The organism is Paenibacillus darwinianus (assembly GCF_000598065.1).
Taxonomy (GTDB): Bacteria; Bacillota; Bacilli; order Paenibacillales; family Paenibacillaceae; genus Paenibacillus_I; species Paenibacillus_I darwinianus.
In genome coordinates this window covers 8,778-18,634 of sequence record NZ_KK082168.1, presented here as the reverse complement: position 1 = coordinate 18,634, position 9,857 = coordinate 8,778, and the positions used below count along the sequence as shown (strand labels likewise).

10 protein-coding genes, 1 pseudogene and 1 other annotated feature are annotated in these 9,857 nt (G+C 58.6%); all 11 genes and pseudogenes read right to left on the bottom strand.

Going from position 1 to position 9,857, the window contains the following annotated elements:
• The coding region (gene leuS, locus BG52_RS09480; RefSeq protein ID WP_036667170.1) for a leucine--tRNA ligase at positions 1-2,314 on the bottom strand (2,314 nt) is incomplete at its 3' end.
• 135 nt (positions 2,315-2,449) lie between these two features.
• Positions 2,450-2,687: a binding site (T-box leader), on the bottom strand.
• A 138-nt stretch (positions 2,688-2,825) separates the two neighbouring features.
• On the bottom strand, positions 2,826-3,599 hold the full coding sequence (locus BG52_RS09475) for a class I SAM-dependent DNA methyltransferase (RefSeq protein WP_036580899.1): 774 nt from the start codon (positions 3,597-3,599) through the stop codon (positions 2,826-2,828).
• A gap of 141 nt (positions 3,600-3,740) precedes the next feature.
• A complete protein-coding gene (locus BG52_RS09470) occupies positions 3,741-4,646 on the bottom strand; it encodes a CvfB family protein (protein WP_036580896.1) in 906 nt (301 codons plus the stop codon).
• Complete coding sequence (gene rsfS / locus BG52_RS09465; protein WP_036580893.1) at positions 4,643-4,987, bottom strand: ribosome silencing factor; 345 nt, start codon at positions 4,985-4,987, stop codon at positions 4,643-4,645. Before rsfS ends, BG52_RS09470 begins: the two co-directional genes overlap by 4 nt.
• Positions 4,984-5,571, bottom strand: a complete 588-nt coding sequence (yqeK, locus tag BG52_RS09460; RefSeq protein WP_036580890.1) for a bis(5'-nucleosyl)-tetraphosphatase (symmetrical) YqeK — start codon at positions 5,569-5,571, stop codon at positions 4,984-4,986. Before yqeK ends, rsfS begins: the two co-directional genes overlap by 4 nt.
• Entirely contained in the window at positions 5,561-6,148 is a 588-nt protein-coding gene (nadD, locus tag BG52_RS09455) for a nicotinate-nucleotide adenylyltransferase (RefSeq protein WP_036580984.1), read from the bottom strand. Before nadD ends, yqeK begins: the two co-directional genes overlap by 11 nt.
• Before the next feature lie 33 nt (positions 6,149-6,181).
• A complete protein-coding gene (gene yhbY / locus BG52_RS09450; RefSeq protein WP_036580888.1) occupies positions 6,182-6,472 on the bottom strand; it encodes a ribosome assembly RNA-binding protein YhbY in 291 nt (96 codons plus the stop codon).
• A 22-nt stretch (positions 6,473-6,494) separates the two neighbouring features.
• Positions 6,495-7,409, bottom strand: a complete 915-nt coding sequence (locus tag BG52_RS09445) for a shikimate dehydrogenase (RefSeq protein WP_036580885.1) — start codon at positions 7,407-7,409, stop codon at positions 6,495-6,497.
• Positions 7,410-7,439: 30 nt separating this feature from the next.
• Positions 7,440-8,567, bottom strand: a complete 1,128-nt coding sequence (yqeH, locus tag BG52_RS09440) for a ribosome biogenesis GTPase YqeH (RefSeq protein WP_036580883.1) — start codon at positions 8,565-8,567, stop codon at positions 7,440-7,442.
• On the bottom strand, positions 8,564-9,088 hold the full coding sequence (locus BG52_RS09435) for a YqeG family HAD IIIA-type phosphatase (protein ID WP_036580881.1): 525 nt from the start codon (positions 9,086-9,088) through the stop codon (positions 8,564-8,566). The genes yqeH and BG52_RS09435 overlap by 4 nt, the downstream gene beginning before the upstream one ends.
• Positions 9,089-9,272: 184 nt before the next feature.
• Positions 9,273-9,767: pseudogene (locus BG52_RS09430) on the bottom strand (YqeG family HAD IIIA-type phosphatase); the annotation flags it as partial.
• Positions 9,768-9,857 lie beyond the last annotated feature (90 nt).

Here is a 9,857-nt window from a genome sequence, read left to right as displayed (position 1 = left end):
CGATCGAGATCCGGTCGGCGATTTTGCCGTTCACCTGCACGACGATTTCGACCTCTTGATCGACCGTCCATGCTTCTTCATAAGCCGGCCAAGGCTCATAGGTGATGGTGCCGCCCGAACCGGCCCCGAGCCGGCTCCAAAGCTCCTCCGCGATATGCGGCGCCGTCGGGGCGAGCATCTGCAGGAAATCGGCCAGCGCTTTGCGCGGCAGCTCCTCTGCTTTGTACGCTTCGTTGACGAAAATCATCAGCTGGCTGATCGCCGTATTGAAACGGAGGTTCTCGTAATCCTCCGTTACCTTTTTGATGGTACGGTGCCATGTGCGCTTGAACGTATCGGAGCCGTCGCCGTCCGTTATTTTCGCGTTCAGCGAGCCGTCCTCGTTCACGAACAACCGCCATACACGGCTCAGGAAGCGGAACGTACCTTCCACGCCGTTCGTATTCCACGGCTTCGTCGCTTCTAGCGGTCCCATGAACATTTCGTACATGCGCAGCGTATCTGCGCCGTATACGCCGACGATCTCGTCAGGGTTAATCACGTTGCCGCGGGATTTACTCATTTTCTCGTTATTCGTGCCAAGAATCATCCCTTGATTGACGAGCTTGTAGAACGGCTCCTTCGTCGCCACAACGCCGAGATCGTACAGCACCTTATGCCAGAAGCGGGCATACAGCAAGTGAAGCACCGCATGCTCGGCGCCGCCGATGTACAGATCGACCGGCAGCCATTCCTTCTGCTTCTCCGGCGAACAGATTTCATTGTCGTTGCGCGGATCGATGAAACGCAGGTAGTACCAGCAGCTGCCTGCCCATTGCGGCATCGTATTCGTCTCGCGGCGAGCTTTCATACCCGTCTCGGGATCCACCGTATTCACCCAGTCCGTTGCGTTCGCGAGCGGCGACTCTCCCGTTCCCGAAGGCTTGAATTCGTCGACCTCCGGCAGCAGCAGCGGCAGCTCTGATTCCGCAACCGGCTTCATCGTGCCGTCCTCGAGGTGAAGGATCGGAATCGGCTCGCCCCAGTAACGTTGCCGGCTGAACAGCCAGTCGCGCAGCCGGTAGGTGACCTTGCCTTGGCCTTTGCCTTCCCTCTCCAGCCACTCGATCATCCGCACAATCGCTTCCTCGTTGTTCAGGCCGTCGATCGGTCCCGAGTTGACGTGCGGGCCGTCACCGGCATATGCCTCTTTGGACAAGTCTCCGCCCTTCACGACTTCCACGATCGGCAGATCGAATTGCTTGGCGAACTCCCAGTCACGCTGGTCATGCCCCGGAACCGCCATAATCGCGCCCGTTCCGTAGCCGGCCAGAACATAATCGGCGATCCATACCGGCACCTTTGCCCCGTTCACCGGATTGACCGCATAGGCCCCCGTAAATACGCCCGATTTGTCTTTCGCCAGGTCGGTACGCTCGAGATCGCTCTTGCGGGCGGCCTTTTCCCGGTAGACATCAACCGCAGACCGCTGGGCTTCTGCCGTAATGCGCTCCACCAATTCGTGCTCCGGCGCCAAAACGCAATAAGTCGCACCGAACAGCGTGTCCGGACGGGTCGTGAACACGACAAGCGATGCCTCGGAGGCGCCCTCGATCGCGAACGTGACTTCGGCGCCCTTCGATTTGCCGATCCAGTTGCGCTGCATATCCTTGATGCTCTCCGACCAGTCGAGTTCCTCCAGATCCTCCAGCAGGCGCTCGGCATACTCGGTAATTTTCAGCACCCATTGGCGCATCGGCTTGCGCACGACCGGATGGCCGCCGCGCTCGCTTTTGCCGTCGATCACCTCTTCGTTGGCCAGTACCGTTCCGAGCGCCTCGCACCAGTTGACCGGCACCTCCGCGACGTAAGCGAGCCCCTTTTTATACAATTGTATGAAAATCCACTGCGTCCACTTGTAGTACTCGGGATCGGTCGTGCTGATTTCGCGGTCCCAGTCGTACGAGAAGCCGAGCGACTTGATTTGTCTGCGGAAGTTATTGATGTTGAGAATCGTGAACTCCCGCGGATGCTCCCCGGTATTGAGCGCATGCTGTTCCGCCGGAAGGCCGAACGCGTCCCAGCCCATCGGGTGAAGAACGTTGAAGCCCTTCATTCTTTTGTAGCGGGACACGATATCCGTCGCAGTATAGCCTTCCGGATGTCCGACATGCAGCCCTGCCCCTGACGGGTACGGGAACATATCGAGCGCATAAAACTTCGGCTTGCCCTTATCCTCGGTCGTTTTGAACGTTTTATGCTCGTCCCAATACTGCTGCCATTTCGGCTCGATGACGAGCGGGTTGTAGCCTTGCTGATTCTGATTCTGACTCATGGCTTGGCATGCCTCCTTGTTTTCCTGCCGATAAATCGCTGCAAAAAGCGATACGGTCCTCTTTTCGATAGTTTTTCGGAAACCCCGAAAATAAATATTTGCTGCAACAAAAAAGCCTCCCGCCCCCAGCACATGGCTAGGGACGAGAGGCGAAGCTCCCGTGGTACCACCCTAGTTAGCGGAAGGCATGCTTTGCCGCCGCTCACTCTGTCGCCCGTAACGCGGGCCATACGGCAGGACTATCCGTGCTCGCTGCATCGGCTCATACCTGCGGCTCCAAGGCGAGTTCACTCCGGCTGCGGATCGGCTCGCACCATCCGCCGACTCTCTGCTTCCGCTCATCGAAATTACTGCTCCTCTTCATTGCCTGATTCTGTAGAAAAATGTTAGTTCGATTATAGGGGATAGCACGGGGGGAAGTCAATGCGTACACATGCGGGACATCATGCAAATGGATAAAAAGGCTGCTCCCATAGAAAAAAACACCGAGCTCTCCGACGTCGTTCTCCCTTTACTTCACCGCCACGAAAAACAGCCGCTCCGACTGTTCATCCGGTGCCTTCCACTCAAAATCGGCGTAAACCTCCACCTTGGAAAAGCCTGCGCGCTGTAGAGCGCCGCGAACCCACGCTTGCTCGTACGCGCGCTGCTGATGCACCTCCTCGAAACGGACATAACGCGCATCGCGTTCCGCGCCCTCCCGGGCGAAAATCGTCAGGCGATGCTCGATCTCATGACGCTGCGCATCCAGATCGCAGGTCCAGATGTATGCCACATCCCTGTCGTCGAGCGTGAACGGCTGCTGCTCCGCGTAACGGTGCAGCTGTCTCGGCGCATGCACGTCGAACAGAAACACTCCGCCGGGCTTCAATCCCGCGAATGTCGAACGGATGGCCGCCTCCACGTCCGTTTCCTCCAACAGATAGTTGAGGCAGTCGCAGAAGGACACGACGGCATCCGCCTGCTCCGGCAGCTCCCAATCGCGCATATCCTGCTGCAGCCAGCGGATCGAGCCTTCGCCCGAGCGGATCGCCTGCTGCGGCGTGTCTTCCCACTTCGACCTCGCCACCGTCAGCATGTCCGCCGACAGATCGATGCCGAACACACGAAAGCCCGAGCGCGCGAGCGGGATGGTGACACTGCCCGTGCCGCAGCCGAGATCGACGACGGTACCCGGCATGCCGTAACGCTCCCAGCACTGGCGCGCGAAGCGCAGCCACTCCCCGTAGGGCATATCCTCCATCAGCCTGTCGTATACCGAAGCAAATTGCCTGTATGCTCGCATAACGCCTCCAAACTACTCCCCCGGAGTTGACATAAAATTCAAAATATCCCCAAATCGCTGGGACTGTGATTGTGCAACTCGATAACTCAAGGCCGTTCAGCCTGTTCAAAAAAGGCCGGCCGCGGTCGCCCGCGAACCGGCCTAGTTTCCGTCTCCCGATTCGGGGCCGCTGCCCGCAAGATGGGTCCAGCTCCCCTTCTGCACGACCAATCCATCGCGCATCAGCTTGCCGAGCGCGCGTTTGAACGCCGACTTGCTGATGCCGAACTTCTGCTTGACGATGTCGGCCGGCGTCTCGTCCGAGTAAGGCATCGCCCCGTTCGAACGCTCTCTCAGAAATGCGAGCACCCGCTCCACATCCTCCACACGTCCGACTTCTTTACGCTCATACATCGACAGATTCACACGGCCGTCTTCACGAATGAACGTGACGCGGGCTTCCACCCGTTCGCCAAGATGCAGAGTGCGCGAACGCTCCGAGGCCGGAATCATCCCGTAGACGCCGAAGCCGGTAACGCCGCCGTCTACAAGCACAAACGAACCCATCTTGAGCGTTTTCGTTACCCATCCCGATACGCGGCTATTGTGCCAAGCCGCCGGCGCAGCAAAAACAAGCGGTGCCAAGTCCTCCTCCACGGCCAGCTTGGCCACCAGCCGGCCGATCTTGTCGTGCGCCATCCGCACGAACACCTCGTCGCCCACGCGCGGCCGAAATTCACGCTCCTCGGGGAGCTCTGCGTTCGGCAGCAGCAGCTGACGACCCAATCCAATCTCCAGAAAGCAGCCCATGCGCGGATTGATATCCGCCACTTTAAGACGCGCAAGTCCGCCCAACGTCAGCGCCGGTCGGCGCATCGTCGCAGCCAGACGGTCCTCCGTGTCATAGTGGATGAACACCTCCACTTCATCGCCTGGCTCCGGACGGGACCCGACGATCTCGCTGTAATGAAGCAGCACATCCTGATCGCCGTCGGTCAGGAAAAATCCGCTCGGCGGCACCTCTCGCGCCGTTTGAAGCTTGACGATCGTTCCTGCGGTCAAGCTCATGCGAATTCCACGACCTTCGCGTCGGACCATAGACGCTCAAGGCTGTAATAATCCCGTTCATCGCGGTGAAAGACATGAACGACCACATCGCCCAGATCGACAAGCACCCAGCGCGCCGCATCCGTTCCTTCGATGCCCCGTACGCGCGCGCCCTTCTCTTCAGCGCGCTTCTTGATCTCATTCGTGATTGCCAGCACCTGCGTGTCGGAGTTGCCGTGGCAAATAACGAAATAATCCGCCACCAATGAAATGTTGGTCAGATTAAGAGCTACGATACGCTGCGCCTTTTTCTCCTCCGCCGCTTCTACCACGGTTTGCATCAATTTCTCCGGTTGTATCATTGTCTGTCTGCCTCCCTATTAAGACGTACGATCAGGTCGTTGCGCGCCGCCACCGTGAGCGGATAAATCCGCTTGCCCTTCTCGAGCAGAAAGGCGATCGTCGAATCGAACCCTGCAAGCAGCGCGCGTTCAAGACTATGCTCTGCTAATTCACGAATCTTATCCACTGCGGGAAATTGGCGGCCGGGCTCCATATAATCGGCAAGACAAACCACTTTGTCAAGCAGAGACATGTCCTCCCGGCCGGAGGTATGGAACCGGATCGCGCTTAACACATCCCCGTCCGTCACACCGTAATCGCGCGCGGCGACCAATGCGCCTACCGGCGCATGCCAGAGCTCCTTGTCGTAGTCCAGCAGATCGTCCGCCAACCCCCGCCCCTCGCCTCGCAGTGCCTCTTCCATCCTGTCGACCGGCCAGTATTTGGCCACGTCGTGCAGAATCGCAGCCTGCTCCGCCTTGACCGGGTCCGCCCCGAACCGGTTCGCCAGTTCGACCGACGTGTGCATGACGCCGAGCGTATGGCTCCAGCGCTTTTCCGGCATTTGCGCACGAACCGCCTCAATCATCGCCTCACGTCTCATACAAATGGTTCCTTATAATAAAAGAATACACCTTATCCGGCACCAGAAAACGGATGGAGCGCCCTGCCGCCCGGCGGCCGCGTATGTCGGTGGACGAAACGTCGAGCTGCGGCATCTGTACGATCCGCAGCTTTCCGCTGATAAAGGACGGGAGCGACGCGGCATCGATCAGGTGTCCCGGACGCTCCAGCCCGATAAAAGAAACGAGCTCGGCCAGTTCCTCCACCCGTCTCCAGCTGCCAAGATCGTTCAATCGGTCGGCGCCGATGATGTAGGTAAACGCCCGGCCGGGATATAAAGCCTGCAGCTCCCGCACCGTGTCGATGGAGTAGGAGACGCCGCCCCGCTCCAGCTCAATGTCCATCGCGCGAAAATAAGGCTGAAAATCAACGGCGCGGTAAACCATCTCCAGCCGTTGCTCCCCGCTCGCGGAAGGCTCTCCGTTTTTCAATGGGGGCATGGCGGATGGAATGAACCAGACCTCGTCCAACCCGCCGGCTTCTCTTGCCGTCTCTGCGGCGACCATATGCCCGATGTGGATCGGATCGAACGTGCCGCCCATTATGCCGACCTGAATCATCCCTGCACATTCTCCTCCCGCCAGCGCGCCTTAGGGCAGCTCGATGGTTTTATAATCCTTCGATTCCTTGTAGAGGATGATCGTTTTGCCGATTACCTGCACCAGCTCTGCGCTGGCGTTCGCCGCAAGCTCCTCGCCAATCTCCCTCGGGTCGTCCGCGTTGTTGTTGAGAACGGACACCTTGATCAACTCGCGCTTCTCCAATACATCCTCGATATGCCTTACAAGATGATCGTTCGTACCGCCTTTGCCCACCTGAAATACCGGTGTCAAATGATGGGCGAGCGAACGCAAATGCCGCTTCTGTTTTCCCGTTAACATTGTGTTCCTGTTCCTTCTTTCGTTAAGTAGTCGCCTGCGAGGCGGAACCCAGCGCCTCGAGTACCGTCTCGCGCATGGCGGCGACAGGCGCCGGCTTGCCCGTCCAATACTCGAAGGCGTATGCGCCTTGATATATAAACATGCCGAGACCGCCATGTATGCGGCGTCCGGCCGCGTCGGCCTCGCGCAGAAACCGAGTCGTCATCGGATTGTAGATAATCTCGCTCGCCACCGCATCCGGCTTAAGCCAATTCACATTGATGTCCATCGGCAGCCCTTCGGTCTGGGGAGACATGCCGACGGAGGTCGTATTGATTACGACATCCGCCTGGCGGCAAGCCATCTCGAGTCCGAAAGCCCCTACCGGACGAACGTCCTTGAGACCGGCATGGCCGGATACCGAAGCAGCCAGCTCTTCCGCCCGGTTGATCGTCCGGTTGACGATCGTCATGGAGGCGGGCCGTTCCTCCGCAAGCGCATAGACGATCCCTCTTGCGGCGCCGCCCGCGCCGAGCAGCACGATCCGCTTGCCCGCAAGCTCCGGGACCGCCTCTTCCTTGAGCGAACGGACATAACCGATGCCGTCCGTATTATATCCGATTAATCGGCCGTTATCGTTTACAATCGTATTGACGGCCCCGAGCGCTTGTGCGCTAGCGTCAATTTCATCCAGGTGGCGCATGATCTCCACCTTATGCGGAATCGTAACGTTTACCCCGCGTATGCCCATCGCACGCACGCCCTGGATGAAAGCTCCCAGCTTATCGGCGGTTATGTGAAAGGCGGTATAGATGCCGTTCACGCCCGTCTCCCGGAATGCCCGGTTCAACATAAGCGGCGATCTGGAATGGTGGATCGGGTCGCCGATCACACAAAATAACGTTGTCCGGCTGTCCACCGCGTTTCCTGCAGTCTGTTCAGTCGTCTCTGCTCCCACCGTTGTCTCTCCTCTCCGGCCTTCGATTCGTCAGATCAGCGCTTCGCGCACCAGCACTTTAACGCCCTTAGGCGCGTATACGTCCGTATGGGCCCCCGCCTCGCCGTTCGCGTGAATCCAGCCGAGTCCGGATATGTACACATCGCTGTTTCCGCCCGGCGGAATGCGGAGCGTATGCCGGGTCCAGACGGGAATTTCGTCCAGCTCCTCCTTCGACGGCGGGGAGAGCATCTCGCCCTTATGCTTGGCGTACAGTTCGTCGGCCCGCTCAAGCTTGGTCCGGTGCACCTTCATTGCAGGCGCGACGTAGAGCGTAAACGACTGAGGTTTGCCCACTACAAAATCAAACCGGGCCAACCCGCCGAAAAACAGCGACTGTCCCTCCTCCAGTTGATAAACAAGCGGCTTTAAAGGCTTCTCAGGCAGCAAAGCATGCAGAACGCTTCGCGGGACCAGCTCGGTCATTCTGGAAGCGTACACGATGCCAGGCGTATCGACGATCGCTTTGCCGTCGTCCAGCGGAATCCGCACCGCATCCAGCGTCGTTCCCGGGTAACGGGATACCGTAAGCTCACGGTCCAGATCGCTGTAATCGCGAATAAGACGGTTGATGAGCGTCGACTTCCCGACGTTGGTCGCCCCGACGACATACACGTCGCGGCCCTCGCGGTAGGTTTGGATCGCCTCGATCACGCGGTCAAAGCCAGTGTTGCGCATCGCGCTGCAGAGGACCACGTCGACGGTGCGCAATCCTTGCGCTTTCGCTTGCTTCTGCACCCAATTGCGGAGCCGGTTCAGATTGGTCGATTTCGGCAGCAGGTCCGTTTTGTTGACGACCAGCAGTACCGGGTTGCCCCCTACGAACCGCTGCAAGCCCGAGATCAAGCTGCCTTCAAAGTCGAACAAGTCGACGATGTGCACGACGAGGCTGTTGGTCGCGCCGATTCCCGAGAGCAGTTTGACGAATTCATTCTGGTCGACCGTCACCGAGGACGCATCGTTATAATTTTTGATCCGGAAGCAGCGCTGGCAAATAGCCGGCTGCCTCGAGGCCGCCGATTGCGGCAAAAAGCCCGGCTTGTCCGCCGCTTCGCTCTGAAGCGCTATACCGCAGCCGGCGCAGCCGCCGAGCCCGGTTGTCGTGTTGTCTTGCGTCACCGATTATCCTCCTTGGGCCATAGCCCTTTTTTACGCAGCCGCGCCAGCGCGAACCGCTCGATCTTGCGATTGACGCGCGTCATGACGCCTTCGTCGGCAGGCGCGATCGGCACGACGAGAATGGTATACAGTCCCATTCGCTTGCCTCCGAGCACATCCGTCAGCATCTGGTCGCCGATGACGACCGTCCGCTCGGCAGGCAGTCCGAGCACCTCCAGCGCTTTGCGGAACGCTTTGCTTGCCGGCTTGCGGGCCGCATGGATGAACGGAATGCCGATCGGCTTGGCAAAAGCGGAAACGCGCGTCATATTGTTGTTCGAGAGAATGACGACCTCCAATCCGAAGTCCCGGACGCGGTCCAGCCAAGCGACAAGCTCGGGCGTCGCAATCGGATCGCGGGCGCCGACAAGCGTATTGTCGAGGTCGGTAATAATACCCTTGACGCCGCGGGACTTAAGCTCGTCCAGATCGATTTCATATATCGATTGCACCGCAAGATGCGGAATAAGGCGTGTGAACATCGTTAAGCTCCTTGGCGTCTTTCCGTTCGGATGCCCTTGATCCAAAACCGGAAAGCGCGTTATTTCCTTCCATTATACGAAAAACTATACCATAACCGGGGATTTCCATGCAAAGAAGCGGGGGCCTGAGCCTTCCGCTTCCCAATGAGCGGGACCGGCTAGAGCCGTTCCCGTATCGACTTGATTTTTTACGCAGCCGCGCCAGCGCGAACCGCTCGATCTTGCGATTGACGCGCGTCATGACGCCTTCGTCGGCAGGCGCGATCGGCACGACGAGAATGGTATACAGTCCCATTCGCTTGCCTCCGAGCACATCCGTCAGCATCTGGTCGCCGATGACGACCGTCCGCTCGGCAGGCAGTCCGAGCACCTCCAGCGCTTTGCGGAACGCTTTGCTTGCCGGCTTGCGGGCCGCATGGATGAACGGAATGCCGATCGGCTTGGCAAAAGCGGAAACGCGCGTCATATTGTTGTTCGAGAGAATGACGACCTCCAATCCGAAGTCCCGGACGCGGTCCAGCCAAGCGACAAGCTCGGGCGTCGCAATCGGATCGCGGGCGCCGACAAGCGTATTGTCGAGGTCGGTAATAATACCCTTGACGCCGCGGGACTTAAGCTCGTCCAGATCGATTTCATATATCGATTGCACCGCAAGATGCGGAATAAGGCGTGTGAACATCGTTAAGCTCCTTGGCGTCTTTCCGTTCGGATGCCCTTGATCCAAAACCGGAAAGCGCGTTATTTCCTTCCATTATACGAAAAACTATAC

Bases quoted from the DNA above. Each gene is read 5' to 3' on its own strand.
- BG52_RS09475 (WP_036580899.1), bottom strand. From the start codon at position 3,599: ATGCGAGCATACAGGCAATTTGCTTCGGTATACGACAGGCTGATGGAG.
- BG52_RS09435 (WP_036580881.1), bottom strand. From the start codon at position 9,088: ATGTTCACACGCCTTATTCCGCATCTTGCGGTGCAATCGATATATGAA.
- yqeK (WP_036580890.1), bottom strand. From the start codon at position 5,571: ATGAGACGTGAGGCGATGATTGAGGCGGTTCGTGCGCAAATGCCGGAA.
- rsfS (WP_036580893.1), bottom strand. From the start codon at position 4,987: ATGATACAACCGGAGAAATTGATGCAAACCGTGGTAGAAGCGGCGGAG.
- BG52_RS09470 (WP_036580896.1), bottom strand. From the start codon at position 4,646: ATGAGCTTGACCGCAGGAACGATCGTCAAGCTTCAAACGGCGCGAGAG.
- yhbY (WP_036580888.1), bottom strand. From the start codon at position 6,472: ATGTTAACGGGAAAACAGAAGCGGCATTTGCGTTCGCTCGCCCATCAT.